This window comes from Pseudomonas mosselii (assembly GCF_005796105.1).
Taxonomy (GTDB): Bacteria; Pseudomonadota; Gammaproteobacteria; order Pseudomonadales; family Pseudomonadaceae; genus Aquipseudomonas; species Aquipseudomonas mosselii_C.
In genome coordinates this window covers 276,075-302,370 of the sequence record NZ_VAUO01000001.1, presented here as the reverse complement: position 1 = coordinate 302,370, position 26,296 = coordinate 276,075, and the positions used below count along the sequence as shown (strand labels likewise).

19 protein-coding genes are annotated in these 26,296 nt (G+C 64.2%); 10 read left to right on the top strand and 9 right to left on the bottom strand.

The features are described 5' to 3' along the window. The first annotated feature begins 15 nt into the window (after positions 1 to 15). Both uca and atzF read left to right on the top strand, forming a co-directional pair. The gene (uca, locus tag FEM01_RS01390) at positions 16 to 3,615 is read left to right on the top strand and encodes an urea carboxylase (protein WP_138217499.1); all 3,600 of its coding nucleotides are present in this window, start codon (positions 16 to 18) and stop codon (positions 3,613 to 3,615) included. Beyond that, positions 3,612 to 5,378 carry an allophanate hydrolase gene (gene atzF / locus FEM01_RS01385; RefSeq protein ID WP_138217498.1) on the top strand — a complete coding sequence of 589 codons (1,767 nt, stop codon included), beginning with the start codon at positions 3,612 to 3,614 and terminating at the stop codon, positions 5,376 to 5,378. The genes uca and atzF overlap by 4 nt, the downstream gene beginning before the upstream one ends. 73 nt (positions 5,379 to 5,451) lie before the next feature. On the opposite strand, the gene codA is transcribed toward atzF, so the two are convergent. Genes codA through codB form a run of 3 tightly spaced genes read right to left on the bottom strand, consistent with a single transcriptional unit; the run spans position 5,452 to position 9,165 of the window. Continuing rightward, positions 5,452 to 6,690, bottom strand: a complete 1,239-nt coding sequence (gene codA / locus FEM01_RS01380) for a cytosine deaminase (protein ID WP_138217497.1) — start codon at positions 6,688 to 6,690, stop codon at positions 5,452 to 5,454. A gap of 4 nt (positions 6,691 to 6,694) precedes the next feature. Then, positions 6,695 to 7,906: a PucR family transcriptional regulator gene (locus FEM01_RS01375; RefSeq protein ID WP_138217496.1), complete on the bottom strand. Its 1,212-nt coding sequence runs from the start codon at positions 7,904 to 7,906 to the stop codon at positions 6,695 to 6,697. After that, positions 7,903 to 9,165 (bottom strand): cytosine permease, encoded by a 1,263-nt coding sequence (codB, locus tag FEM01_RS01370; protein ID WP_138217495.1) that lies wholly within the window; start codon positions 9,163 to 9,165, stop codon positions 7,903 to 7,905. Before codB ends, FEM01_RS01375 begins: the two co-directional genes overlap by 4 nt. Before the next feature lie 311 nt (positions 9,166 to 9,476). On the opposite strand from codB, the gene FEM01_RS01365 reads away from it, so the two are divergent. After that, complete coding sequence (locus tag FEM01_RS01365; protein WP_138217494.1) at positions 9,477 to 11,657, top strand: ATP-binding protein; 2,181 nt, start codon at positions 9,477 to 9,479, stop codon at positions 11,655 to 11,657. A gap of 42 nt (positions 11,658 to 11,699) precedes the next feature. On the opposite strand, the gene FEM01_RS01360 is transcribed toward FEM01_RS01365, so the two are convergent. Together FEM01_RS01360 and FEM01_RS01355 are read right to left on the bottom strand one after the other, a co-directional pair. Continuing rightward, positions 11,700 to 12,191 (bottom strand): GNAT family N-acetyltransferase, encoded by a 492-nt coding sequence (locus FEM01_RS01360; protein ID WP_138217493.1) that lies wholly within the window; start codon positions 12,189 to 12,191, stop codon positions 11,700 to 11,702. A gap of 163 nt (positions 12,192 to 12,354) precedes the next feature. Then, on the bottom strand, positions 12,355 to 13,263 hold the full coding sequence (locus FEM01_RS01355) for a LysR family transcriptional regulator (RefSeq protein ID WP_138217492.1): 909 nt from the start codon (positions 13,261 to 13,263) through the stop codon (positions 12,355 to 12,357). Between the two features lie 117 nt (positions 13,264 to 13,380). Between FEM01_RS01355 and glcD the strand changes: the two genes are divergently transcribed. Genes glcD through glcF form a run of 3 tightly spaced genes read left to right on the top strand, consistent with a single transcriptional unit; the run spans position 13,381 to position 17,171 of the window. Further along, positions 13,381 to 14,880: a glycolate oxidase subunit GlcD gene (gene glcD, locus FEM01_RS01350; protein WP_138217491.1), complete on the top strand. Its 1,500-nt coding sequence runs from the start codon at positions 13,381 to 13,383 to the stop codon at positions 14,878 to 14,880. Then, positions 14,880 to 15,926 carry a glycolate oxidase subunit GlcE gene (gene glcE, locus FEM01_RS01345; RefSeq protein WP_138217490.1) on the top strand — a complete coding sequence of 349 codons (1,047 nt, stop codon included), beginning with the start codon at positions 14,880 to 14,882 and terminating at the stop codon, positions 15,924 to 15,926. The genes glcD and glcE overlap by 1 nt, the downstream gene beginning before the upstream one ends. Positions 15,927 to 15,935: 9 nt before the next feature. Continuing rightward, entirely contained in the window at positions 15,936 to 17,171 is a 1,236-nt protein-coding gene (gene glcF, locus FEM01_RS01340; protein ID WP_138217489.1) for a glycolate oxidase subunit GlcF, read from the top strand. Between the two features lie 26 nt (positions 17,172 to 17,197). Here glcF and FEM01_RS01335 read toward each other — a convergent pair whose 3' ends face one another. Further along, positions 17,198 to 17,899 carry an NUDIX hydrolase gene (locus FEM01_RS01335; protein ID WP_138217488.1) on the bottom strand — a complete coding sequence of 234 codons (702 nt, stop codon included), beginning with the start codon at positions 17,897 to 17,899 and terminating at the stop codon, positions 17,198 to 17,200. Between the two features lie 143 nt (positions 17,900 to 18,042). Here FEM01_RS01335 and FEM01_RS01330 point away from each other — a divergent pair, with 143 nt between their 5' ends. Continuing rightward, positions 18,043 to 18,693: a nicotinamidase gene (locus FEM01_RS01330; RefSeq protein WP_138217487.1), complete on the top strand. Its 651-nt coding sequence runs from the start codon at positions 18,043 to 18,045 to the stop codon at positions 18,691 to 18,693. Then, positions 18,690 to 19,889, top strand: coding sequence for a nicotinate phosphoribosyltransferase (gene pncB, locus FEM01_RS01325; RefSeq protein WP_138217486.1), 1,200 nt, complete (start codon positions 18,690 to 18,692; stop codon positions 19,887 to 19,889). Before FEM01_RS01330 ends, pncB begins: the two co-directional genes overlap by 4 nt. Positions 19,890 to 19,940: 51 nt before the next feature. Here pncB and FEM01_RS01320 read toward each other — a convergent pair whose 3' ends face one another. After that, entirely contained in the window at positions 19,941 to 20,825 is an 885-nt protein-coding gene (locus tag FEM01_RS01320; protein WP_138217485.1) for a LysR family transcriptional regulator, read from the bottom strand. A gap of 145 nt (positions 20,826 to 20,970) precedes the next feature. Between FEM01_RS01320 and FEM01_RS01315 the strand changes: the two genes are divergently transcribed. Next, positions 20,971 to 21,990, top strand: coding sequence for an alpha/beta hydrolase (locus tag FEM01_RS01315; RefSeq protein ID WP_138217484.1), 1,020 nt, complete (start codon positions 20,971 to 20,973; stop codon positions 21,988 to 21,990). A gap of 242 nt (positions 21,991 to 22,232) precedes the next feature. Further along, positions 22,233 to 23,165, top strand: coding sequence for a LysR family transcriptional regulator (locus FEM01_RS01310; protein WP_138218150.1), 933 nt, complete (start codon positions 22,233 to 22,235; stop codon positions 23,163 to 23,165). Between the two features lie 82 nt (positions 23,166 to 23,247). Here FEM01_RS01310 and FEM01_RS01305 read toward each other — a convergent pair whose 3' ends face one another. Together FEM01_RS01305 and FEM01_RS01295 are read right to left on the bottom strand one after the other, a co-directional pair. After that, the gene (locus tag FEM01_RS01305; protein ID WP_138217483.1) at positions 23,248 to 24,435 is read right to left on the bottom strand and encodes an MFS transporter; all 1,188 of its coding nucleotides are present in this window, start codon (positions 24,433 to 24,435) and stop codon (positions 23,248 to 23,250) included. 617 nt (positions 24,436 to 25,052) lie between these two features. Next, positions 25,053 to 26,282 carry an acyl-CoA dehydrogenase gene (locus tag FEM01_RS01295; protein ID WP_138217482.1) on the bottom strand — a complete coding sequence of 410 codons (1,230 nt, stop codon included), beginning with the start codon at positions 26,280 to 26,282 and terminating at the stop codon, positions 25,053 to 25,055. Between the last annotated feature and the right edge of the window lie 14 nt (positions 26,283 to 26,296).

Sequence of the window (26,296 nt, the reverse complement as noted above, 5' to 3'; positions counted from 1 at the left end):
CCAGGGGACGTTGTCATGTTCGAATCCTTGCTCATCGCCAACCGTGGCGCCATTGCCTGCCGGGTGCTACGCACCTTGCGCGCCCTCGACGTCAAGGGCATTGCGGTGTATGCCGACGCCGACCTCGCCAGTCGCCACGTGCTTGAAGCCGACCAGGCCCTGAGCTTGGGCGATGGCCCGGCCGCCAGCACCTACCTGGTGGTCGAGAAGATCCTCGCCGCCGCCAAGACCAGCGGCGCCCAAGCCATTCACCCAGGCTACGGATTCCTGTCCGAAAACGCCGCCTTCGCCGAGGCCTGCGAAGCCGCCGGAATTGCCTTCGTCGGCCCTACGCCCGAGCAACTGAGGGTGTTCGGCCTCAAGCACACCGCGCGCGCCCTGGCCCGCCAGCATGGCGTGCCGCTGCTCGAAGGCAGCGAACTGCTGGCCAGCCTCGACGACGCCCTGGGCGCCGCCGAACAGGTGGGCTACCCGATCATGCTCAAGAGCACCGCAGGTGGCGGTGGTATCGGCATGCGTGTATGCCGTGATGCCGCTGAGCTGCGCGATGCGTTCGAGACCGTCAAGCGCCTGGGCCAGAACAACTTCAGCGACGCCGGAGTGTTCATCGAGAAATACATCCAGCGCGCTCGCCACCTCGAAGTTCAGGTGTTCGGCGATGGCGCAGGCGAGGTGCTGGCCCTGGGCGTGCGCGACTGCTCGGTGCAGCGCCGCAACCAGAAGGTGCTGGAAGAAACCCCGGCACCGAACCTGCCAGCCGGCATGGCCCAAGCGCTGTGCGAGGCTGCGATCACGCTGGCCAAAGCGGTGAACTACCGCAGCGCCGGTACCGTCGAGTTCGTCTTCGACAGCGATGCACAACGTTTTTACTTCCTTGAAGTGAACACCCGCTTGCAGGTGGAGCACGGCGTCACCGAACAAGTCTGGGGCGTCGACCTGGTAGCCTGGATGATCCAGCTCGCTGCCGGCGACCTGCCGCCGCTCGACAGCCTGCGCGCCGGCCTGCGCCCGCGCGGGCATGCGGTGCAGGCGCGACTGTACGCCGAAGATCCAGGCAAGGACTTCCAGCCAAGCCCTGGCCTGCTGACCTGCGTCGAGTTTCCACCTGCCGATGGCCAGGCGCTGCGCATCGACACCTGGGTTGAGGCTGGCTGCGAAATTCCGCCGTACTTCGACCCGATGATCGCCAAGCTGATCGCCTGGGCCGATGATCGCGAGCAAGCCTGCCGTCAGCTCGACAACGCCTTGGCGCACAGTGTCCTGTACGGCGTGCAGACCAACCGCGACTACCTGCGCCAGATCCTCGCCGACGCCCCGTTCGCCAATGGCGAGCCCTGGACCCGGTGCCTGGAAGCGCTGGTCTACCAGGCAGACACCCTCGAAGTGCTCAGCGGCGGAACTCAGACCAGCGTACAGGACTACCCCGGCCGCCTCGGTTACTGGGCCGTGGGAGTGCCGCCGTCTGGGCCGATGGATAGCCGTGCACTACGCCTGGGCAACTTGCTGTTGGGTAACGCCGAAGGCACGGCGGGCCTGGAGGTCACCATGGCGGGCCCTACGCTGCGCTTCAACACCCACGCTGTCGTGGCGGTAACCGGTGCCGAGGTGCCGCTGACCCTCGACGGCCAGCCTGTAGCGCTGAACACCGCACTGGCGATCGGCCCAGGCAGCGTCTTGGCGATAGGCACCATCGCCGGCCCCGGTGCGCGCAGCTACTTGTGCGTGCGCGGTGGCATACAGGTGCCGGACTACCTAGGCAGCAAAAGCACCTTCACCCTCGGCCAGTTCGGCGGGCATGCCGGCCGCGCCCTGCGCGCCGGGGACGTGCTGCACCTGGCGCCGCTGACTGAGCGCAGCAGCGGCGCCACCCTGCCCGCCCAACCCGGATTGCCAGACACCCGTCAGATCCGCGTCATCTACGGCCCTCACGGCGCACCGGAATACTTCACCGAAGGCTATATCCAGACCTTCTTCGGCACCGATTGGGAAGTGCACTTCAACTCCAGCCGTACCGGCGTGCGCCTGATCGGGCCCAAGCCTGAGTGGGTCCGCGAGGACGGTGGCGAGGCCGGCCTGCACCCATCCAACATCCACGACAACCCGTATGCCATTGGCGCGGTGGACTTTACCGGCGACATGCCGGTGATCCTCGGCCCCGACGGCCCGAGCCTCGGTGGGTTCGTCTGCCCGGTCACGGTGATCGAGGCCGACCTGTGGCAGCTAGGCCAGCTCAAGGCCGGTGACAAGGTGCGTTTCATGCCTGTCGACCTGGCCGAGGCGCGCCGCCTGGCCTTACTGCCGGTCAGCGAGTACGTGCCCGCCTCGCCCGTTGCCGGAGCGCTGCAATCGCCCATCGTGCTGGATATCGGTCAGGACGATACGCGCCTGGTTGCGCGGCTGTCCGGTGACACCCACCTGTTGCTGGAGATCGGCGCCGCCGAGCTGGACCTGGTGCTGCGTTTCCGTGGTCATGCACTGATGCAAGCCCTGCAAGCCAGGGCGCTGGACGGGGTCGTCGACCTGACGCCGGGGATTCGTTCGCTGCAAGTGCACTACCAGCCCGAAACCCTGGCATTGGCGCATCTGCTGGCCGTGGTCCGCGAGCTGTGGGCTGCCGTGTGCACCGCACAGGACCTGGAAGTGCCGTCGCGCATCGTGTACCTGCCGCTGTCCTGGGACGACCCGGCCTGCCAGTTGGCCATCGAAAAATACATGACTACCGTGCGCAAGGACGCGCCCTGGTGCCCGAGCAACCTGGAGTTCATCCGCCGCATCAACGACCTGCCCAACCTGGACGCGGTGCAGCGCACGGTGTTCGAGGCCAGCTACCTGGTCATGGGCCTGGGCGATGTGTACCTCGGCGCACCAGTGGCGACCCCGCTGGATCCGCGCCACCGTCTGGTGACGACCAAATACAACCCGGCACGCACCTGGACCGCCGAGAACTCCGTCGGTATCGGCGGCGCCTACCTGTGCGTGTATGGCATGGAAGGCCCCGGTGGCTACCAGTTCGTTGGTCGCACCTTGCAGATGTGGAACCGCTACCGCCAGGTCGCCGCGTTCGATGGCAAGCCTTGGTTGCTGCGCTTCTTCGACCAGATTCGCTTCTACCCGGTGGGCGCTGAAGAACTGTTGGATATCCGCCGCGACTTCCCGCTGGGCCGCTTCGCGCTGCACATCGAGCACAGCCGCCTACGCCTGGCCGACTACCAGGACTTGCTTGCCGAACACGCCGACGGCATCGAGCAGTTCCGCACCCGACAACAAGCGGCTTTCGGCGCCGAGCGCCAGCGTTGGCTGGACAGCGGGCAGGCGCACTTCGAAAGCACCGAGGCCTGCGCCCCGGTGTCCGCCGAGGCGCCACTGGCCGCCGGGCACACCGGTATCGAAAGCCCCATCGCCGGCAACCTGTGGCAAGTGCAGGTGAGCCTTGGCGAGCAGGTGGCCCCCGGCGACACCCTGGTGGTGCTGGAGTCGATGAAAATGGAAATTCCGGTGCAAGCCACCTGCGCCGGCCGTGTGCGCGAAATCCGCGTGGCGCCCGGTACCGCGGTGCGCGCGGGGCAAGTGATCGTCGTGGTGCATGCCGAACCGACCGAAGGAGAACCCGCATGAAACAAGACCTGCGCCTGAATGTGCTGAAAGCCCGCTACAGCAGCGGCCAGACCACGCCCCGCGAACTGATCCTGGCACTGCGCGAGCAAGCCGAGCGACTGAACCCGGATTTCTGCCTGTTCATCCACCTGCTCAGCGCCGAGGAGCTAGAGCCCTACTTGCTCGCGCTGGAGGCTCGCACGCCGCAGGACCTGCCATTGTACGGCGTGCCGTTCGCGATCAAGGACAACATCGACCTGGCCGGCATTCCCACCACGGCCGCCTGCCCGGCCTTCGCCTATGTGCCTGAGCGATCGGCCACGGTGGTGCGGCAACTGATCGAATTGGGTGCCGTGCCGCTGGGCAAGACCAACCTCGACCAGTTCGCCACCGGGCTCAACGGCACCCGCTCGCCCTACGGCGCCTGCCGCAACAGCGTGCACCCGGACTATCCGTCCGGCGGCTCCAGCGCAGGTTCGCCGCTGGCCGTGGCGCTGGGCTTGGCGAGCTTCGCGCTGGGCACCGATACGGCCGGATCCGGGCGGGTGCCAGCGGCCCTCAACGGGCTGGTCGGGCTCAAGGCCAGCAAGGGCCTGCTTAGCACCGCAGGCGTGGTGCCAGCCTGCCGCACCCTGGATTGCGTAACCACCTTCACCCACGAGGCAGCCGAGGCCAGCGAACTACTGGCGCTGCTCGCGCAGGCGGACCCTGTCGACGCCTACAGCCGCGCCAACCCTGCCTGGAACGCGGCTACCAGCTTTGGCGACGTGCGCCCGTTCCACTTCGGCGTACCGGCCGCACAACACCTGGAGTTCTTCGGCTGCACACAAGGCCCTGGGTTGTTCCAGGCCGCCGTCGAGCGCCTGCAAGCACTCGGCGGCGTGGCGGTGACGCTGGACTTCGCGCCGTTCCTCGAAGCCGCCCGGCTGCTGTACGAAGGCCCTTGGGTAGCCGAGCGCTACAGCGTGGTGGGCGACCTCGCGCAACAGCAGCCCGAGGCCGTGCTGCCGGTGATTCACGCCGTACTGGCCAAGGCGCCACAGATTTCCGGGGTGGACACCTTCCGCGCCCAGTACCGCTTGCAGCAGCTCAAGGCCGAATGCGACCGGCTGATGGCGGGCCTGGACTGCGTACTCACGCCAACCATCGGGCGTGCGGTGACCCTACGCGAACTGGAGCAGGAGCCGGTGCTGCGCAATGCCGAGCTGGGCTACTACACCAATTTCATGAACCTGCTGGACTACGCCGCCGTGGCCGTGCCCAGCGCCAACCTAGCCGATGGCCTGCCGTGGGGCATCACACTGTTCGGGCGAGCCTTCACCGATCAGTACCTGCTTAGCCTGGCGCACCACTACCAGGGCGGCACAGCGATTGGCCGTGCGGCACGTCATGAGCGTACCCGGGTGGTGGTGTGCGGTGCGCATATGGCGGGGCTGCCCCTGAACGGGCAGTTGAGCCAACGCGGCGGGCGCCTCCTGGAGGCCACCCACAGTGCACCGCGCTATCGCCTGTACGCCCTGCCCGGAGGGCCGGTGCAGCGTCCGGGCATGGTCCGGGTAGCGCAGCACGGGGTAGCGATCGCGGTGGAGGTGTGGGAGCTGCCGAGTGCCGAGCTGGGCTCGTTCCTCGACGGCATTCCAGCGCCGCTGGGGCTGGGCAAGGTGCAATTGGCCGATGGGCGCTGGGAAACCGGGTTCATCTGCGAAGGTGCAGGGCTTGAAGGTGCGCAGGACATCAGCGCCTTCGGCGGCTGGCGCGCGTGGTTGCAAGGTTCGGCTACCTGAGGCGCGTAGCGTGCGATGAGCCCCCACACCCATCCTGATCGATGGACGTGGGAGCCTGCATGCAGCGGGCGTATCAGGCCAAGCGCTCGACCTGTGAGGGTGTGCGCCGCATCAGTACCTTGCCATGGCGCACCGACACCAGCGCATGGCCCTGGCTGCGCACCATCTCGTAGTCATCCGGTGCCGACAGCAACAGCAGGTTGGCCGGCCGACCGACTTCGATGCCATAACGCTCGCCCAGGTTCAGGGTGCGGGCGCTGTTGTCGGTGATCAGGTCCAGGCAGCGCTGCAAGTCTTCATAGCCGAGCATGTGGCAGATATGCAGCCCGGCTTCCAGGACCCGCAGGATGTTGCCGTTACCCAGCGGGTACCAAGGATCGACGATCGAGTCCTGGCCCAGGCATACGTTCATCCCGGCGCGGTCGATCTCGGCCACGCGGGTCACGCCGCGGCGCTTGGGATAGCTGTCGAAACGGCCTTGCAGGTGAATGCTCTCGGTCGGGCACGAAACGAAGTTGATGCCCGACAGCTTGAGCAGGCGGAACAATTTGTAGCAGTACGCGTTGTCGTAGGAGCCCATGGCGGTGGTGTGGCTGGCGGTTACCCGCGCGCCCATGCCGCGCACCCGGGCTTCTTCGGCCAACACTTCGAGAAAGCGCGATTGCGGATCATCGGTCTCATCGCAGTGCACATCCACCAGACAACCAGTGCGCTCGGCCAGCTCCATCAGGAACTTCACCGAGGACACGCCTTGGTCGCGGGTGTTCTCGAAATGTGGAATGCCGCCGACCACATCGGCGCCAAGGGCCACCGCTTGCTCCATCAACGCACGGCCATTGGCGTAGGACTCAATGCCCTCCTGCGGGAAGGCGACGATCTGCAGGTCGATCAGGTGGCGCACTTCGTCACGCACCTCGACCATAGCCTTGAGCGCGGTGAGCTTGGGATCGGTCACATCGACGTGGGTGCGCACGTGCTGGATGCCATGGTCGGCCAGCATGTCGATGGTCTTCCTTGCACGGTGTTTTATGTCTTCGTGGGTGGTGATTTCCTTGCGCTCGGCCCAGCGCTCGATGCCCTCGAACAGGGTGCCGCTCATGTTCCACTTCGGCTCGCCGGCTGTCAGGGTCGCGTCCAGGTGGATATGTGGCTCGACGAAGGGCGCCACGACTAGGTTCTGCTTGGCGTCCAGATCGTCGGTGGAAGCTGCCAGTACCTCGGCCTGCGGCTCGATAGCCGCGATGCGCTCAGCGTCCAAGCGGATGCGGTGCAGGCCGGGTTTGCCGCGCAGGCGTGCGTTGATGATGTTCATGGGGTTACTCCTTGCCTTGGGCTTCACGCATGCGCCATACCAACAGGGCGACCGATGCGTTCATGCGAAAAAGCGGGTCGTCCAGGGATTGCCCGCTCAGTTGTTCGATACGTTGAATACGCTGATTGAGGGTGTTGCGGTGCAAGCCCAGACGCTGGGCAGCCTTGAGGCCATTGGCGTTTTCCTTGAGCAAGGCGTCGAGGGTATGCACCAGCACATGGGGATGCTTGCGAGCGGGTGTGACCAGCGGGCCGAGGGTCTGGGCGACGAAGTCGTCGATCAGCGAGCGGTCGCCGACGCCTTGCAACAAGCGCAGCACGCCCAGCTCGCTGAAATCGCACAGGCCGTTGGCCGGGCGCAGGTTCTGCGCCACCTCCAGTGCCTGGCGCGCTTGCTCCAGGGCCCTGCGGTATTGGCTGCAATCAGTGGCCAGGCTCGACAAGCCCATGTTCAGGCCCAACGCCCCCGCCGTCCCGAGCAGTGCACGGTACAGATCGGCAAGGCTGGCGTGCAAGCCGGGCGCTGCCGCCAGCAACAGCACGAACAGGTCACCCGGCAACTGCGCCATGATTGCCCCGGGGTGAGCTGCGCACCAGCTTTCGAGATGGTTTTCCACGCCCTGCTGGGTCGCCTGCCAGACACGCTCGCCCTGCGCCAGCCCATGCCGCTCGAACAGCCCTTCGACGCCACTCAGGCGTAGCGCGACCACGAGCCGGGGCTCGTCCAGCGCCAGGTGTGCCGCGCGCTGACGGGCGATAGCCAGGCTTGGGTAGTCGCCGGTCAGCAACTGCCCAAGGATGTCATCACGGGTACGGCGTACCTGGGCCATCTGCACCAGCGCCGTGCCGATCAGATGGGTGACCACCACCATCTTCAGCGCATATGGCTGCTCGATCAGCGGCAAGCCCAACTGCTCGGCCCGGTCGATGACGGCAGTCGGGATATCATGCAGGAAGCTGCCGCCGGTAAGGATCACCAAGCCGGCGATGCCAACCGCATCGCCATCCTCAACCAGGCTCAGCAGGTTGGCCTCGCCGCGAGGATGGTTGATGCCGGTGACGAACACCAACTCACCACCCATCACCCATTCGGCGATGCCCTCGTTCTCGGCCACGTAGGGCCAGCGCACCCGCCGCTGCAGGTTGCCTGCGCCTGCGCGCACGCACATCGCCTCCAGGCCCGGCAGGCGCAGGATTTCGCCCAGGGTCAGGCTCACGGCTCGATTCGCGCCTGGCCCACGGCGACGCGTCGGCCCAGTTGCAGCAACAGCATGTAGCAAGCCGCCGAAGCGCCGATGCCTACCAGTGGCGCGACCCACGGCGAGCTGTAGGCCAGCACCGCGCCCACGGCGTACGCGCACAGCCCGATCAGGTTGTAGCGTGGCAGTTGCACGCCAGCCAGCGCCGGGTACTGGCCACGGTGGCGATACCAGAAGTCGGCCATGATCACCCCACCTAACGGTGGAATGATCGAACCCAACAGTACCAGGAACGGAATCAGCATCTCGTACATGCCGCCAATCGCCAGCACGATGCCCAGCGCTGCCGCCAACAATGTCGCAGTGCGGCGGCGTTCGCTGCGCAGCAGGTGGCAGGCGGCGGCCGAAACGTTGTAGATGGTCGGGCCCTGGATAGTCCAGAGGTTCAGGCACAGCATCACCACCGCCGCGAACGACAGGCCCTGGAGCATCATCACTTCGACGATGTCGGCCTGCTGGTAGACCATAGCGCACCAGGCACCGGCCACCACCATCAAGCCGTTGCCAAGCAGGAACGCAACGACGCTTGCCACTACCGCGACGCGGCCACTGCGCGCCAGGCGGGTCCAGTTGGTCGCCTGGGTGGCGCCACTGGCAAAGGTACCGAAGACCATGGTCACCGCTGCCGAGAAGGTCAGGCTCTCATGCGGGACGACCGCAGCCAGCCCGGCGAAACCACCGGCATCACCGGTGGCGATGTACATCGAAACCAGCAGCAAGGCGAACATCAGCGGCACGGACACCCGCGATAGCCCATCCAGCCCCTTGAAGCCGATGATCGCGGTAAGGCTGAAACCCAGACCGAACAACACCATGAGCGGCACGCTGAAACCTTCGGCCAGGCCCAGCAGCTTGACCAGTACGATCGCCACCGTGGCCGTACCCCAGGCATACCAGCCAAGCTCGGCGAACCCCAGCAACATGTCCGAGAGCCGGCTGCCGGCTTCGCCGAAGCAAAAGCGCCCCATCAGCACGGTGTTCAAGCCGCTGCGCGAGGCGATCAACGCCAGCGCGGCTGCATACAAGGCCAGCAGGGTATTACCGATGACGGCGATCCACAGCATGTCAACGAAATTGAAGGCCATGCCCAGCTTGCCGCCTGCGAACATGGTGCCGGTGAAGAAGGTGAAGCTAAACAACACCATCGTAATGGGCAGCAGCCCTTTGCGCGAGGACTGCGGGGCTTCGGACAACGGAAATTCAGTGGATGCGCTCATGACACGGGGCTCCGGGTGGATGACGGCCACTACAGGAGCAAGATGCGAGCCGGTTGCGTAACACCGGGAGCAGGCGATAATCACGTGCGCTCGGCACAACGAACAATGGTCATGTTGCACATTTTCATCTTGATCGAGCCTAAATTCCTGTGAAGTATGACCTGATTTCGGGCGCACCTGCACCAAAGGCATGCGCGTGTGCGCCAGGCCAAGGACACCCCGCCAACGGCGCGCGCATGACACAAATCACTCGCCAAGTCGCGCTGACGGGTGCACCCTGATGACCTCATTCAAGGACAGATACAGGCATCATGGCGAAATGGCTTGAAGGTGGCGGGCTCATGGCTGAGCGCATCCGTAATCACGACTGGAGCGCCTCGCCTCTCGGCCCGCTGGAAGACTGGCCGGACGTACTCAAGACCAGCGTGGCGCTGTGCCTGGCCTCACGCTTTCCCCAAGCAGTGCTGTGGGGCGAACAGTTGCTCACCCTGCACAATGACGCGTTCGCGCAGATCCTCGGGGGTAAGCCTTCGGCACTCGGACGCCCGTTCAACCAAGTCTGGCGAGAAGCCTGGAGCGATATCGAGCGCATGGCGATGCGTGCGCTAGGCGGCGAGGCGGTGTTCATCGAAGATTTCCCGTTGCTGATCAAGCGCCACGGTAGCCCGGAGCGGGCCTACTTCACCTTTTGCTACAGTCCCATCCGCGATCATCACGGCCAGGTGGTCGGCATGCTCAACACGGTCACCGAGACCACAGCCAGCGTGGTCGCCAACCGGCGTTTGAACTTTCTCGACAGCCTCGGACGAGCCGCGGCCAGCGCCACCGATCCCGAACGCATCATGGCAACCACCACCCGACTGCTGGGCGAACACCTGCACTTGTCCAGCTGTGCCTACGCCGTGATGGACGCTGACCAGGACGGTTTCACCATCTGCGGCGACTGGGTCGCGGCGGGTTCGCCGAGGCTGCTGGGCCAATACCGCCTGGCCGACTTCGGTCGCCTGGCCGTCAGCCGCCTGCGTGCCGGTTTGCCACTGGTGATCGACAACAATCTCACACAGCTGCCGACCCGCGAGTCGGCGACTTTCCAGGCCATCGGCGTCACCGCCACCATCTGCATGCCGCTGATCAAGGACGGCCGCCTGACCGCCTTGATGGCCATCCACGACAAGGCTCCGCGTATCTGGAGCCGTTACGAGCAGACCCTGATTGGCGAGGTTACCGAACGCTGCTGGGCGCATATCCAACGGGTCCAGGCGCATACTGAGGTGCGTCAGGCCATCTCGGCCCTCGAAGCCCTCAACGCCACCCTCGAACAACGCGTCGAGGAGCGCACCGGCCAACTGCTGCACACCGAAGCGGTACTGCGTCAGGCCCAGAAGCTCGAAGCCATTGGCCAGCTCACTGGCGGTGTGGCCCACGACTTCAACAACCTGCTGACCATCCTGCGCTCGTCGCTGCATTTTTTACAACGCCCGGACCTCGACGAAAACCGCCGCACGCGTTACCTCAAGACCATGTCCGACACCGTCGATCGCGGCGCCCAGCTGACCGGCCAACTGCTCGCCTTCGCTCGCCGCCAGGCCCTGAGCCCACAAGTCCTGGATGCCGGTGCGCGGCTACAGGCGATGGCCGACATGCTCGACAGCGCCACTGGCGCACGCATTCAGGTGAAGCTGGAGTTGCCCGAGGCGCCCTGCCACGTGCACGCCGACCTCGGCCAGTTGGAAACCGCCATCATCAACCTGATCATCAATGGCCGCGACGCGCTCAACGGTGAGGGCACCCTGCGCCTGCGCCTGGAGCCAGACCAGCAGATGCCCGCGCACCACGACCAGCCGCTGCACCCCGGACCATTCACCGCGATTTCGGTCATCGACGCCGGCGTCGGCATCGCCCCGCACCTGCTGGAGCGCATCTTCGACCCGTTCTTCACAACCAAGGCGGCCGGCCAGGGCACGGGGCTGGGGCTTTCCCAGGTGTTCGGCTTCGCCCGGCAGTCCGGTGGCGACGTACTGGTCAGCAGTGTCGAGGGCCAAGGCACCACCTTCACCCTGTACCTGCCGCAGGCAGCAGCGCCCGCAACGGCCCCGGATGCCCCCGCCGCCACCCTGGCGCCCCACGGCCAGCGGCGGCGCATCCTGCTGGTGGAAGACAACCCCGATCTAGGCAGTTTCAGCGCGCAGATCCTGCGCGAGCATGGCTACGTGATCAGTTGGGCAACCAGCGCCGAAGACGCACTCAGCCAGATCGCCAGCGCCGTCGATCCGTTCGACGCGGTGTTTTCTGACGTGGTGATGCCAGGTATCGGTGGCCTGGCGTTAGGCCACGAGCTGCGCAAGAGCCACCCGCACCTACCCGTGATCCTCACCTCCGGCTATAGCGAAGCGATCGCCGAGGGCGGGCACCAAGGTTTCGAGTTCCTCGCCAAACCCTACTCGGCCGAACAGGTGTGCGCGCTGCTGGGCAAAGTGCTGGGCGCCGATTGAGTCCACGCGGCCACGCCTGCGACCGGCCCCTCTCGAGGGCGGTCAGAGCCGCATGAGCATCTCGTGCCAGGCCATCCCGCCATGCTCGGACGGCGATGGCTGCACGTACTGGTAACCCATGCGGCGATACAACTCGACGTGCTGCTCCTTGCACATCAGGTGGATGCTCTGCTTGTGCAGCGCGTTCATGCGCTGGATGAACGCGTCCATCAACCGCCGCGCGTAGCCCTGCCCCTGGTGCGCGGGATCCACCACCACCGACATGATCACCACGTTCGGCGCTGCCGGGTCATGCCCGACCAGTTCCTTGAATGCCTCATCGGCCATCTCCACCGTGAAGGCGCAGCCGCTGTTGATAAAGCCGATGATCTCGCCCTGGCGCTCCAGCAACAAGAAACCCTCCGGGTACTGCGCGATGCGGGTGCGGATCTTCTCCAGGGTCGCGGCCTCGTCACCCTCATAGGCGCTGATTTCGATTGCGTGGCAACGCTCGGCGTCTTCTAGCGTGGGTTGACGAAAATGCAGGGTAGTCATGCGCGGGGCTCCTGGCAGATGAACGACAAAAGTCGGCATGGTAATGCAAGCGCGCCGTGAATGCGCAGGTGCGCCAAATTACCTCGGCAGCGTTGCCATCAGCCAGTTGGGTGAGCGCCTGGTGGTCGATTTGAATCGCTGAGCACCTTGGCGCTAGCAGTGCTCAAGCGCCAAGGTCAGACAAGCGTTCGAGCAGGAAACCCCGCAACAGTTGTAGCGCCGGCGTCACCGCCTGGCGGTGCACGCACACCAGTTGCAACGGCGCCGGCAGTCCGTACTGCGCGGGGAAAAGCTCCACCAACCGCCCGCTGCGCAGATCCTCGAGTACATCCAGGCGCGACTTGTAGACCACTCCCAGCCCGGCCAGCGCCCAACGCCGCACCACATCGGCATCGTCACAGACACGGTCGCCATTGACCACCACCGTCTGCAAGCCATCGGGTGTCAGAAAGCCCCAACGGTCGTGGGTCTGCTCGCCCATCACATAACGCAGGCAGTTGCGCCCGATCAGTTCCTGCGGCGTGCGCGGCGCACCATGGCGGGCGATGTAGGACGGTGCAGCGCACAGGGTACGGCGGTTGTCCGGCAGCAGCGGCAACGCCACCAAGCTGGAGTCGGCCAACTGGCCATAGCGAATGCTCGCATCCAGGCGGTCGCCGAACAGGTCTGCCACCTGATCGCTCAGGCGCAGGTCGAGGATGATCCTGGGATGGCGCGCCTGGAACTCGTCCAGCCACGGCAACAGGACGTTGCGCCCCAGGTCCGAGGACAGGGCCAGACGTAAGGGACCGGCGATCTCATCCCGGCCCTGCTCCAGTGCCGCCTCACCGTCATCCAGCGCTTCGAGCGCCTGCCGCGCGTAGGGCAGATAACGCAGTCCCTCGTCCGAAAGGCGCAGGCGCCGGGTCGAGCGCACCAGCAGACGGATCCCCAGGTTACGCTCCAGACGCAGTACGGCGGCACTGGCCAAGGCCGGCGAGATATCCAACTGCCGCGCGGCGGCTGAGAAGCTGCCGCTGTCGACGGTACTGACGAAGACCTGCAGATCGTCCATGCGTACGAGTTTTTTCATGAAGAACCCAAAATCCGGTTTGTTCGGGTGCCGATGCTGAGGGATTGCTGCGCGTAGGTCTACGCTGCATAGGTGCGCGTGTTACCGGACAACCATCAGCATTCACCCAGGAGCCGCATGAACATCCTCTACGACTCAGTCCTCGACGGCCCGCTGCCCAACGTGGACAAGGCCGCTCTGCTCGCGGCCCTGCGTGCGGCCCTGCCCGACCTTGCCATTGTGCACCGCAGTGAAGACCTCAAGCCCTACGAATGCGACGGGCTGTCGGCCTACCGCACGATGCCGTTGCTGGTCGTGCTGCCCGAACGCATGGAACAGGTGCAGACCCTGCTGCGACTGTGCCACCAGCGCGGTGTGCCAGTGGTGGCGCGCGGGGCCGGCACCGGGCTTTCTGGCGGCGCACTGCCCCTGAGCCAGGGCATCCTGCTGGTGATGGCGCGCTTCAACCGCATCCTTGAGATCAACCCGCAAGGCCGCTACGCGCGCGTGCAGCCTGGCGTGCGCAACCTGGCCATTTCGCAGGCAGCAGCGCCCCACGGGCTGTATTACGCCCCCGACCCTTCTTCGCAGATCGCTTGCTCCATCGGCGGCAATGTCGCCGAAAACGCCGGCGGCGTGCATTGCCTCAAGTACGGTCTGACCGTGCACAACCTGCTCAAGATCGAGATCCTCACCATCGAAGGCGAGCAACTGGTGCTCGGCAGCGACGCCCTGGACAGTCCAGGCTTCGACCTGCTGGCACTGTTCACAGGCTCCGAAGGTATGCTCGGTATCGTCACCGAAGTCACCGTCAAGCTGCTGCCTAAGCCCCAGGTGGCGCGGGTCTTGCTGGCAAGCTTCGAAAACGCGCAAGACGCCGGGCGCGCGGTGGCCGAGATCATCAAGGCCGGGATCATCCCTGGCGGGCTGGAAATGATGGACAACCTGGCGATACGCGCCGCCGAAGACTTCATCCACGCCGGCTACCCCGTGGACGCCGCCGCGATCCTGCTGTGCGAGCTGGACGGCGTGGAAGCCGACGTGCAGGAGGATTGCGAGCGGGTCGAGGCGCTGCTCATGGCGGCTGGCGCGCGCGAGGTGAGGCTGGCCTGTGACGAGGCCGAGCGGATGCGCTTTTGGGCCGGACGCAAGAACGCCTTCCCCGCCGTGGGGCGCCTTTCGCCGGACTACTACTGCATGGACGGCACCATTCCCCGCCGCGAACTGCCACGGGTGCTGCAAGGTATTCAGGCACTGTCAGGCGCATTTGGCTTGCGGGTAGCCAACGTGTTCCATGCCGGTGACGGCAACCTGCACCCGTTGATCCTGTTCGACGCCAACCTACCGGGGGAACTGGAGCGTGCCGAGGTCGTCGGCGGCAAGATCCTCGAGCTCTGCGTGGCAGTCGGTGGCAGCATCACCGGGGAGCATGGTGTGGGCCGCGAGAAGATCAACCAAATGTGCGCGCAGTTCAACCGCGACGAAATCAGCCTGTTCCATGCCATCAAGGCAGCCTTCGACCCCCTGGGCCTGCTCAACCCAGGCAAGAACATCCCGACCCTGCAACGCTGCGCCGAGTTCGGCGCCCTGCACGTGCACCATGGCCAACTGCCGTTTCCTGACCTGGAGCGCTTCTGATGAGCGCCGATATCAGCCAGGACCTGCTGGAGCAGGTCAATCAAGCGCTCGAACAAGGCACCCCGCTCATCATCCAAGGCGGCAACAGCAAGGCCATGCTTGGCTGCCCGGTACTCGGCCAGACCCTCGATACCCGCAGGCACACCGGCATCGTCAGCTACGATCCCTCCGAACTGGTACTGACTGCACGCGCTGGTACACCGCTGCAAGACATCGAGGCCGTATTGCACGCAGCCGGGCAAATGCTGGCCTGCGAGCCGCCCCACCTGGGGCCGGGTGCAACGCTCGGCGGCATGGTCGCCGCTGGACTGTCCGGCCCGCGTCGTCCATGGGCCGGTGCCGTGCGCGATCACGTCCTGGGCACCCGGATGATCACCGGCCACGGCAAACTGCTGCGCTTTGGCGGCCAGGTGATGAAAAACGTAGCGGGCTACGATGTGTCGCGGCTGATGGTCGGCAGTTTCGGCTGCCTGGGGCTGCTCACCGAAGTGTCAATCAAAGTGCTACCACGGCCCCGTGAGTGCCTGAGCCTGCGCCTGGCAATGGCGGATCATCAAGCCTTGGCCGCGCTGGCCGAGTGGGGCCAGCAAGCGCTACCGATCAGCGCTGCCTGCCATGACGGCCAAGCCCTGTACCTGCGCCTGGAAGGTGGCGCAGGTTCGGTTCGTTCAGCCCGTGAGCGGCTGGGTGGGGAGCCGGTGGACAGCCACTTCTGGCTCGATCTGCGCGAGCAGCGCCTGGCGTTTTTCGAAGGCGCCGCGCCGCTTTGGCGCGTGTCGCTGCCGCTCGCCTGCGGCCCGCTGGCGCTGCCCGGACAACAACTGCTCGACTGGGGCGGCGCCCAGCGCTGGCTCAAGTCCGAGGCTCCGGCATCGCAGATTCGCGAGCTGGTCGCCAGGCTCGGCGGCCACGCCACGGCCTACGCACCCGGCACGCAGAGCAGCGCCCCGCTGCCCGCCGCGCTGATGCGCTATCACCAGGCGCTCAAACGCCAACTCGATCCCCAGGGCATCTTCAACCCTGGCCGCCTGTACCCAGACCTCTGAGGCCACGCCATGCAAACCCACCTGAGCGACATCGCCAAGCAACTGCCACGCGGCGAAGAGGCCGAAAGCATACTGCGCGCCTGCGTGCACTGCGGTTTCTGCACGGCCACCTGCCCCACCTATCAGGTACTCGGCGACGAGCTGGACGGCCCGCGCGGGCGTATCTACCTGATCAAGCAGGTGCTCGAAGGCGAGCCGGTCACCGCCAGCACCCAACTGCACCTGGATCGTTGCCTGAGCTGCCGCAACTGCGAAACCACATGCCCCTCCGGGGTCCGCTACCACGACCTGCTGGACATCGGCCGCGCCGTGGTCGCGCGCCAGGTACAGCGTCCACTTGGCCAGCGTCTGCTGCGCAACGGGCTGCGCACGGTACTGGCGCATCCGCGCGCATTCAAAGCCCTGGCGCACACCGGCCGGGTCTTGCACGCATGGTTGCCAGGTCGCCTGAAGGACACGCTCGCGGCGACCCAAAGCGATCCAGGCCAACGCCCCGCGCCGCGTCATCCACGGCGCATTCTGATGCTCGAAGGTTGCGTGCAACAGGCCCTGTCGCCGAACACTAACGCGGCTGCCGCGCGTTTGCTGGATCGTCTGGGGATCAGTGTCGAGCCGATCCGAGAAGCGGGCTGTTGCGGTGCCCTGGACTATCACCTGGATGCCCAGGAGCAAGGCCTGCAACGGGCCCGACTCAATATCGACGCCTGGTGGCCAGCCATCGAAGCCGGTGCCGAAGCGATCGTGCAGACCGCCAGTGGCTGTGGCGCCTTCGTGCGTGACTACGCCCACCTGCTCGAACGCGACCCGCTTTACGCGGCCAAGGCCGCTCGGGTCAGCGCGCTGGCCCGTGACCTGGTGCAGGTGCTACAGGCCGAGCCGCTCGAACGTCTCGGCCTGTGCGCAGAACAGCGCCTGGCGTTCCACTGCCCGTGCACCCTGCAACACGCATTGAAACTTGCCGGCGCCGTGGAACACCTGCTGACCCGCCTGGGCTTTCACCTCACCGACGTGCCTGACGGCCACCTGTGCTGTGGCTCGGCAGGCACTTACTCACTGACCCAGCCTGAACTCTCGCGTACCCTGCGCGACAACCGCCTCAGCGCCTTGGAGAGTGGCCACCCCGAACTCATTGCCACCGCCAACATCGGTTGCCAACTCCACCTTGACGGCGCCGGGCGTACGCCGGTACGCCATTGGATCGAGATCGTCGAAGCCGCGCTCGACTCGCAGCCAACGCATGCCTGAGCACGGCCGTATAGGTCCGTGTTGAGTCAGCCGCCCGCCAACAGGCTGCGGTCGAACATGAAGCCCCGCACTTGCTGGGGGGTATGCCGATACAGCTGCTGCGGGCGGCCCAGGCGCGGTTGGTGCTTCTCACCGGTATCTTGCACCCAACCTTCGTTCTTCATGCGCTCCAGGCGCTTGCGCACCGAGGTGTTGTTGACCACCTGACCCAGGCACGCCTGCATCGCCGCCAGGGCATCGAGCACGGTGAAGCGCTCCGGCGCCAGGTACAACGGCAGATTGGTGTACAGGCTCTTGGCCGCCAGGCGCTCGACCGCGCGCTCCACCAGCAGGCCATGATCGAACGGCAGCAGCACCCGACGGTTCAACAGGTTGTCCAGATCGTGAAAGGCCAACGATGGCTCGCTGACCTCGACACTGGGATCGAGCAAGGCCAAGTAGTAGGTGCTCAAAGACCAGCCGCGCGGATCGCGAAAGGCATTGCCCTCGGTCCCCACCTGCTCCAGATGCCGTGGCCGCACCCTAGCCTTCTCGGCCAACGCCCGCTCGGCGGCGGCATCCAGGCTATTGTCCGGGGTACGGCCATTGACGATGACGCCTGGCAAGGCCCACTGCCCGGCATGCGGGTCACGCTCACGCTTGTGCAACAGCACTTGCAGACGTTGCGACTCAGGTGACAGGCGCAGCGCGACAATATCCACGCTGGCCAGGACTTCTGCTGTGTTCACTTCAGGGCTCCGCTGCTCAATATGCGCATATTCCACCAGGGCAATTAAGTAACGCAAGCGCTAAATAAGATACTAAATAAGCCTTGACATACTTAATTCACCAGATGAAATATATAGCCATTCCAGCCGAGGAGACGCCCCAGATGAAAATCGCAAGCTTCGATGTCGACGCCCAGAACGGCTTCACCTCCAATGCCGCCCACGAGTTGCCAGTGCCCGGTGGCGAGCAGATCGCCCCGGCACTCAACGCCATGGCCCGCCGCGCCAGCCTGCGCCTGGGCAGCAAGGACGCCCACCCGGCCAATGCCGCCTGGGTCGTGGCCGAGCACACGCAGATGCTAAAGCCGCTGGCCCTGGCCAATGCCGACCTGACCTGGGTCAGCCACTGCGTTCCCGGCACCCCCGGCTTCGAGTTGCTGCCCGGCCTGCCCGCTCCCATCGACTACGACTATTTCGTCTGGAAAGGCATCGAGCCCGACCTGCACCCCTACGGCGCTTGCTACCACGACCTAGCCGAACGCCGCTCCACCGGCGCAATCGAATACCTCAAGGTGCAACAGGTGCAGGCGGTGATCGTCGGGGGCCTGGCCCTGGACTATTGCGTGCGCACCACAGCCCTGCAATTGCGCCGTGCTGGTTTCGACGTGCTGCTCTACCTGCCCGCCTGCCGCGCCCTGAGCGCCGAAGGTGCGCGCAGCGCCTGCACAGCCATGCAGGCCGCCGGAATCGTACTGTGTGCCGATGAACAGGCACTGGATACCCAACTCAGCGCCCTTCAGGAGGCCCGCCCATGAGCGACAGCGTATTCGGCCCCCGGATCGTCCAGAACTTGCTGGACACCGACTTCTACAAAATCACCATGATGCAGGCGGTGCTGCACAACTACCCCAACGCCGAAGTGGAGTGGGAATTCCGCTGCCGCAACGACGAGGACTTGTCACCTTACCTGGCTGAGATCCGCTATCAGGTCGAGCAACTTGGCGAAGTCTCGGTGACCCTCGACCAACTGGCGTATCTGGAGAAAATCCCGTTCATCAAGCCGGACTTCATACGCTTTCTCAGCCTGTTCCGCTTCAACCTGCGCTACGTCCACGTAGGGCTGGACGACGCCGGCCAGCTGGCGATCAGTGTGCGCGGGCCGTGGCTGCATGTGATTCTGTTCGAGATTCCGCTGCTGGCGATCATCAGCGAGGTACGCAACCGCTATCGCCACCGCGAGGTGGTGATCGAGCAGGTCGGTGAGCGCCTGTACCAGAAGCTCGACTGGCTCAAGGCCGAGGCCAGCGTCGATGAACTCGCCGCCCTGCAACTGGCTGACTTCGGTACGCGGCGGCGCTTCTCATACCGGGTGCAGGAAGAAGTGGTGCACATCCTCAAGCGCGATTTCCCCGGCCGCTTCGTGGGCACCAGTAACGTACACCTGGCCCGCGAATACGACCTCAAGCCCATCGGCACAATGGCCCACGAGTGGTTCATGGCGCACCAGCAACTCGGCCCGCGGCTGGTCGACAGCCAGACAGCCGCGCTGGAGTGCTGGGTGCGCGAATACCGAGGGCTGCTGGGCATCGCCCTGACCGACTGCATCGGCATGGACGCGTTCATGAAAGACTTCGATCTGTACTTCGCCAAGCTCTTCGACGGCCTGCGCCACGACTCGGGCGAGCCGCTGGCCTGGGCCGAGAAGGCCATTGCCCACTATGAACGCCTAGGCATCGACCCACAGAGCAAGACGCTGATCTTCTCCGATGGCCTGGACTTCCCCAAGATGCTCGAACTGTATCGGGCGCTGCACGGGCGAATCCACGTGAGTTTCGGCATCGGCACACACCTCACCTGCGACATCCCCGGGGTCAAGCCGATGAACATGGTGATCAAGATGACCGCCTGTAATGGCGCGCCGGTGGCGAAGATTTCCGATAGCCCCGGCAAGACCCAGTGTCGTGACGAGAACTTCGTGGCCTACCTCAAGCACGTGTTCAAGCTGGCCTAGGGCCTCCTTGCAACGCCCAAACGCTTGGCAGCGTGACGGCCTTTGACACCGTTACAACCTCGCCAGCCGTTCGCGCAGAAACGCCACGAACACTTGCACCGGTCGGGCCACCTGCCGGTGCTGCGGATACACCGCCGACAACTGCAGTGCTGGCAGCGTCCAATCCTCCAACACCGGCACCAGCCGCCCTTGTTCAAGGGCCTCACCGATGATGAATGTCGGCAGGTAGGTAATCCCCATCCCCGCCACCGCCGCGTCCCTGAGCATTTCGCCGTTGTTGGCGCGCATACGCCCGCTCACCGCGATGCTGCTGGCCTTGCCCTCCCCCTTGAACTGCCACTGCACCTGCCGTGCATGCCCGTAAGGCAAGCAATCGTGCCCGCGCAGTTGCGCCGGCACCTGCGGCGTACCACGCGCCGCCAGGTAACCGGGGCTGGCGCAGTACACCCGCTCCACGGCCGCAATGCGCCGTGCCACCAGGCTTGAGTCCTCCAGCGTGCCAATGCGCAGGGCCAAGTCGTAGCCTTCGCCGATCAGGTCCACGGCGCGGTCGCTCAAGTCCACTTCCACATCCACCCCAGGATGGCATTGCAAGAACTCGGTCAACAGGCAGCCCAAGTGCGCAATGGCGAATGACAGCGGTGCGCTCAAACGCAAGGTGCCACGCAGTTCCAGGGTCTGCCCACTGATGTCCTGCTCCAGCAGTTGCACCTCACCCAACAGGCGCAGCCCATTCTGATAGTAACGCTCGCCCAGGGGGGTGGCATCTAGTCGCCGGGTAGAACGGTTGAGCAAGCGCACGCCAAGACGCGCTTCCAACTGCATCACACGCCTGCTGACGAACTGTTTGGACAGCCCCAGACGCTCGGCGGCGGCGGTGAAACTGCCGGCCTCCATCACCTGGGCAAAGATTCGCATGTCTTCGTAGGGGTTCATTGTCACGCTCTGATTGACAGTCAAACGCGTTATAGCCGCTTTTTCCATCAAAGGCACCTGCTTAATCTGCAAACAGGTCGCTGCGATGGCCACAAAGGCCAGGCAAGACGCCCACTCCAACACTCAGACAGCAAAGGATCCGCCCATGAACATTGTCCGCAAGACCCTCGCTACCAGCCTCCTCGCCCTCTCGGTCAGCAGCGCCTTCGCCGCTGGCAGCCCAGGCGTCGAACAGCACACCCAAGCCTTCCTCGACGCCCTCGCCCAGGGCGACGGCAAGCCGCTCGAACAACTCAGCCCGAAAGACGCTCGCGCCGTGCTGACCGGAGCCCAGGGCTCGGTGAAAGTCGACCTGTCAGGTATCGAAGTCAGCCAACGGACTGTCCAGGCCGACGGCCAAGCGCTGAAGCTGACCATCGTGCGCCCGGCCAAGGTCAAAGGGGATCTGCCGGTGTTCATGTTCTTCCACGGCGGTGGCTGGGTACTTGGCGACTTCCCCACTCACCAGCGCCTGATCCGCGACCTGGTGGTCGGTTCCGGTGCGGTAGCGGTCTACGTCGACTACACCCCATCGCCCGAGGCGCACTACCCCACCGCCATAAACCAGGCGTACGCCGCCACGCGCTGGGTCGCCGAGCACGGCAAGCAGATCGGCGTGGACAGCAGCCGCCTGGCGGTGGCTGGCAACAGTGTCGGCGGCAACATGGCGGCGGTAGTAGCGCTCAAGGCCAAACAGGCCGGCACACCGCAACTGCGCTTCCAACTGCTGCTGTGGCCGGTGACCGATGCCAGCTTCGAGACCGCCTCGTACAAGCAGTTCGCCGAAGGGCACTTCCTGACCACCGCCATGATGAAATGGTTCTGGGACAGCTACACCACCGACGCAAGCGAGCGCAGCCAGATCTACGCATCGCCACTGCGGGCAACCCCCGAACAGCTCAAGGGCCTGCCACCTGCGCTGGTGCAGACGGCCGAATTCGATGTGCTGCGTGACGAAGGCGAAGCCTATGCCCGCAACCTTAACGCAGCCGGCGTGACGGTGACTGCGGTGCGCTACAACGGCATGATCCACGACTACGGGCTGCTCAACCCGTTGAACCAGGTGCCGGCCGTGCAGGCCGCGATGCGCCAGGCGGCTGGGGAGTTGAAAGTGCATTTGCAGTGAGAGGATGAAGCCGATGGGCCGCTTGGCGGCCCATTGTGCTGCCGGTGGCCAAACAGCAAATTCGTCCGTTCATGCGGGATCGAAATTGGCGAATAGATACAGCAAGGTCCTTCATACTGGACTGCCCGATATGCAGTAAAACCCAACGCATCGCAGTGATCTATCCCATTGGTGAATTTAAGGCATACCTTCGTTATTTATTACCAAGTAAGCTGATTGAATTTCATCAATGGAGGCTTTCGATGTTCTCATCCGAGCGGCTCAAAGGCATCGATGTATTCGTTGCTGTTGCTGACTTTGGGAGCTTCACTGCGGCTGCTGAAAGGCTGAATTTGACAAGTTCGGCAGTGAGCAAGAGCGTGGCACGTCTAGAGGCTCGTCTCGGAGCACGGCTTTTCAATCGTACGACCCGCACGTTGTCACTCACGGATGCCGGTGTTGTGTTCTACAGAACCTGCACATCCGTTCTGGCGGATCTGGAAGAGGTAGAGCATGCCATCGTGGCTGAAGGCAATGAGCCTCACGGCAAGGTTCGTATAGATCTTCCAGCCTCCTACGGAAGGCTACATGTGCTCCCGTTGCTCATGGATTTCTTGCGACTGCATCCCAGGCTTCAACCCCACATATCGTTCACGGATCGCTTTATCGATCCGGCGTACGAGGGTATCGACATAGTCGTTCGCATTGGCGGGCCTGACGCGTGGCCATCGAATCTGGGGCACCAGTATTTTGGTGCGCAGCGCCTTATCTTCTGCGCCTCCCCTCAGTACCTGGAGCGCAACGGCACCCCGCAGAACGAACGCGAACTCGAACATCACCATTGTGTTGGTTATGGGCATAGCGATGGAACGGTCAATGCCTGGTTCTTCAAGGGCCGCCATTCGGGGGAGATGGAACGTCGAACCTTGCAACCACGTATTGCTGTTGGCGATGGAGAGGGGGAAGTCGCAGCAGTGTTGGCAGGGCACGGGATCGGTCAGTTACCCACCTGGCTGACTCAGCGACACGTAGACTCTGGCGCTTTGGTCGAGGTGTTGCCTGATCTGGCGACCGATGGCCTGCCGATGAATCTGGTATGGCTGAAAAGCCGCGAAGGGCTTCCCAAAGTTCGCGCAATACTGGACTACCTGCTTCCCCGCTTGAGCGCACATGGCACGAAGTCTGTGGATGCGTAGAACGCTAGCAGCAACGCGCAGCAGCGGTCTGACTCGCAGCTGCTCCGCGTCTGCGCTCAAGCGCCTGTATGCGCTTGAATTTTTACTTCGGTGCCAAGTTACGAACCACCGGAACAAGCACTAAAGCGAGCACCGCCACTGCGGCTGCAACATAGCCGAGGGACTCCACGCCAAGACGTGAAATAGTCATGCCGCCAACAATCGCGCCTATACCGATACCCGCGTTGGCGGCGGAAACGTTCGTGGTTCCCGCAAGCGCCTGAGAGTGCGAAACCGAACTCATGACCCGCACCTGGCTCACCGGATAAAGCGCAGTATTTGCAATGCCCCACAGCCCCAGTGCGGCGCAGAAAAGCAAGCCTGCATGCGCGAGGGGCACGATCGCAGCCATCCCCATAGCAAGGAGGATCAAAAAGAGCCCTGTCGCCATAATGGGCGACTTGTCGACCACCTTTCCACCGATCCAGTTACCTACCAGCCCGATGGCGCCGAATGCCATAAGCCACCACCCCACATTTTCCTGGGCAACGCCGGCTACGCGTTCAAGGATATCGGCCAAGTAGGTGTAAGCGATGAACATCGCGCTGAACACGACGATCGACAGGAGGACGTTGCAGAGGAAATAGGCGTCTTTGAATATCCGCGCCTGCTTCAGAAAATCAACTTTGGCGGTACGGGCAACACTCGGCATATAGACCAACATCGCCACAGCCATGATCAAGGACATCCCCGCGAGCAACCAGAAGGCCCCTCTCCAGCCAAGGGCATTGGAGACAACAGTGCCAAGCGGGATGCCGAGTAGCATTGCCGCTGAGATACCCAGGTAAACCCTGGAGATGGCCTGGCCTGCTCGCTCTGGGCCCGCGAGTTGTCCGGCGGTTTCACTTGCGGTTCCCCAAAATACTGGCAGCGCCAACGCGGGTACTACCCGCGCGACCGCAAGAATCCAGAAGTTGTTCGAGACCGCCGCGAGCGTATTCGATGCAGCGAAGATCAACAGGATCGAGATGAACAGTTTTTTTCTATCAAGATGGGAAAGCGCCGCCGTCAGCGGCGGGCCAAAGACCATGACCGTGAACGCAAAAAGCGTGACCAATTGCCCGGCGACAGAAATCGAGATGCCAAGGTCTCTGGCAAGGTTCGGGAGCAGTCCGACAATCAGGAACTCTGTCGTGACGATGAGGAACGCAGAGAAGGCCAATATCGCGACGCTGATGCCGGCGCCGTTTGCAACGGAAGCTGGCGAAGCGGGTGACTCGTAAGCAGACATGGGGAACTCCAGTTGAGATGCCTGCCAGTTTATTGCTTATCGAATTTCCCATTTTTGGAGAATTTTCCAATTACCCATGAATAAATTTCAACAATAGTAATCAACGGATGATTCGGCACACTGCGCGAAGCGATGTACTCGATGCGTCCGTTTTGGGGCCGACGACTGTCAGTCGCAAGGCGCTCCTCTGCTCCATGGCGAGCGTGCCCACCGCCTGCCAAGCTGCCCTACCTACCAGGGCAACGACTTGATTACTCGAGGTTTATTGTTTCTGGCGTATTCTTGGAGAATGCCTTTTCTCACAGACGGCCCCACCAAGAGACCCTCGACTCAGCTATCAAGGAAGCACCGCTGATGAACAAAGTTCCAACCTGGCTACGCACCACGCTTTCGCTGCCTTTGCCTGTACCAGCGACTCAATTACGGCGTGTCCGTCGCCTGGATCGCTGCTCTGGCCTGGATCGCCCTTCGCAGTGAGCCAGCGACGGCCAGCATCAGTTAGTGTCAGCGATGCAGACCACACCTGATACGCGGGGGATGACACCGGCGTTGCCGGTATTCGCGGCTCAAGCCGCGCCTCCAGGGGCTGCGGTCATCGCGCCAAGCGCGACCTGCGCTCATCGCCCGCTACGCAGCATCTCCTTGGGCACGTACTTGCCAATCTCATACTTGCCAATCGCCGCACGGTGCACTTCGTCCGGCCCGTCGGCCAGGCGCAGCGTGCGCTGCATCGCGTACATGTAGGCCAGCGGGAAGTCGCCGCTGACCCCTGCCCCGCCATGAATCTGGATCGCCCGGTCGATTACCTTCAACGCCACGTTGGGCGCCACCACCTTGATCTGCGCGATCTCGCTACGCGCTACCTTGTTGCCTACGGTGTCCATCATGTACGCCGCCTTCAGCGTCAGCAGCCGGGCCATGTCGATCTCCATGCGCGAATCGGCAATCTTGTCGACATTGCCGCCCAGGCGCGCCAGCGGCTTGCCGAACGCCGTTCGCTGCACCGAGCGTTTGCACATCAGCTCCAGGGCACGCTCGGCCATGCCGATCGAGCGCATGCAGTGGTGGATACGCCCCGGCCCAAGACGCCCTTGGGCAATCTCGAAACCGCGCCCCTCCCCCAGAAGCACATTCTCGTAAGGCACCCGCACGTTCTCGAACAGCACCTCCGCGTGGCCATGCGGTGCATCGTCGTAACCAAACACTGGCAGGGGCCGGACGATCTTCACGCCCGGGGTATCAACGGGCACCAACACCATCGAATGCTGCTCGTGACGCGCGCCATCGGGGTTGGACAGGCCCATGAAGATCATCACTTTGCAGCGCGGATCGCAGGCGCCCGAGGTCCACCACTTGCGGCCATTGATCACCCACTGGTCGCCATCACGCACGGCGGTGGCGGCCATGTTGGTGGCGTCTGAGGACGCGACGTCCGGCTCGGTCATGGCGAACGCCGAGCGAATCTCGCCGCGCAGCAACGGCTCCAGCCACTGACGTTTCTGCGCCTGGCTGCCGTAGCGCACCAGCACCTCCATGTTGCCGGTGTCCGGCGCCGAGCAGTTGAACGGTTCCGGCCCCAGCAGCGAACGGCCCATGATCTCGGCCAAGGGGGCGTATTCCAGGTTGCTCAGCCCGGCACCGTACTCGGACTCCGGCAGAAACAGATTCCACAACCCCTCGGCGCGGGCCTTGGCCTTGAGTTCCTCCATGATCGCGGTGGGCTGCCAGCGGTCGCCCTCGGCGACCTGGCGCTCGAACACCGGCTCAGCCGGATACACGTAGGCGTCCATGAATGCGCTGACGCGCTCGCGCAGTGCCTGGACCTTGGGCGAATAGGCGAAATCCATCGGGGCTTACCTTC

What these genes read in the sequence shown, in the direction of transcription:
- uca (WP_138217499.1), top strand. Translation starts at nt 16, where the DNA reads ATGTTCGAATCCTTGCTCATCGCCAACCGTGGCGCCATTGCCTGCCGG.
- atzF (WP_138217498.1), top strand. Translation starts at nt 3,612, where the DNA reads ATGAAACAAGACCTGCGCCTGAATGTGCTGAAAGCCCGCTACAGCAGC.
- codA (WP_138217497.1), bottom strand. Translation starts at nt 6,690, where the DNA reads ATGAACATCATCAACGCACGCCTGCGCGGCAAACCCGGCCTGCACCGC.
- codB (WP_138217495.1), bottom strand. Translation starts at nt 9,165, where the DNA reads ATGAGCGCATCCACTGAATTTCCGTTGTCCGAAGCCCCGCAGTCCTCG.
- FEM01_RS01365 (WP_138217494.1), top strand. Translation starts at nt 9,477, where the DNA reads ATGGCGAAATGGCTTGAAGGTGGCGGGCTCATGGCTGAGCGCATCCGT.
- FEM01_RS01360 (WP_138217493.1), bottom strand. Translation starts at nt 12,191, where the DNA reads ATGACTACCCTGCATTTTCGTCAACCCACGCTAGAAGACGCCGAGCGT.
- FEM01_RS01355 (WP_138217492.1), bottom strand. Translation starts at nt 13,263, where the DNA reads ATGAAAAAACTCGTACGCATGGACGATCTGCAGGTCTTCGTCAGTACC.
- glcD (WP_138217491.1), top strand. Translation starts at nt 13,381, where the DNA reads ATGAACATCCTCTACGACTCAGTCCTCGACGGCCCGCTGCCCAACGTG.
- glcE (WP_138217490.1), top strand. Translation starts at nt 14,880, where the DNA reads ATGAGCGCCGATATCAGCCAGGACCTGCTGGAGCAGGTCAATCAAGCG.
- glcF (WP_138217489.1), top strand. Translation starts at nt 15,936, where the DNA reads ATGCAAACCCACCTGAGCGACATCGCCAAGCAACTGCCACGCGGCGAA.
- FEM01_RS01330 (WP_138217487.1), top strand. Translation starts at nt 18,043, where the DNA reads ATGAAAATCGCAAGCTTCGATGTCGACGCCCAGAACGGCTTCACCTCC.
- pncB (WP_138217486.1), top strand. Translation starts at nt 18,690, where the DNA reads ATGAGCGACAGCGTATTCGGCCCCCGGATCGTCCAGAACTTGCTGGAC.
- FEM01_RS01320 (WP_138217485.1), bottom strand. Translation starts at nt 20,825, where the DNA reads ATGAACCCCTACGAAGACATGCGAATCTTTGCCCAGGTGATGGAGGCC.
- FEM01_RS01315 (WP_138217484.1), top strand. Translation starts at nt 20,971, where the DNA reads ATGAACATTGTCCGCAAGACCCTCGCTACCAGCCTCCTCGCCCTCTCG.
- FEM01_RS01310 (WP_138218150.1), top strand. Translation starts at nt 22,233, where the DNA reads ATGTTCTCATCCGAGCGGCTCAAAGGCATCGATGTATTCGTTGCTGTT.
- FEM01_RS01305 (WP_138217483.1), bottom strand. Translation starts at nt 24,435, where the DNA reads ATGTCTGCTTACGAGTCACCCGCTTCGCCAGCTTCCGTTGCAAACGGC.
- FEM01_RS01295 (WP_138217482.1), bottom strand. Translation starts at nt 26,282, where the DNA reads ATGGATTTCGCCTATTCGCCCAAGGTCCAGGCACTGCGCGAGCGCGTC.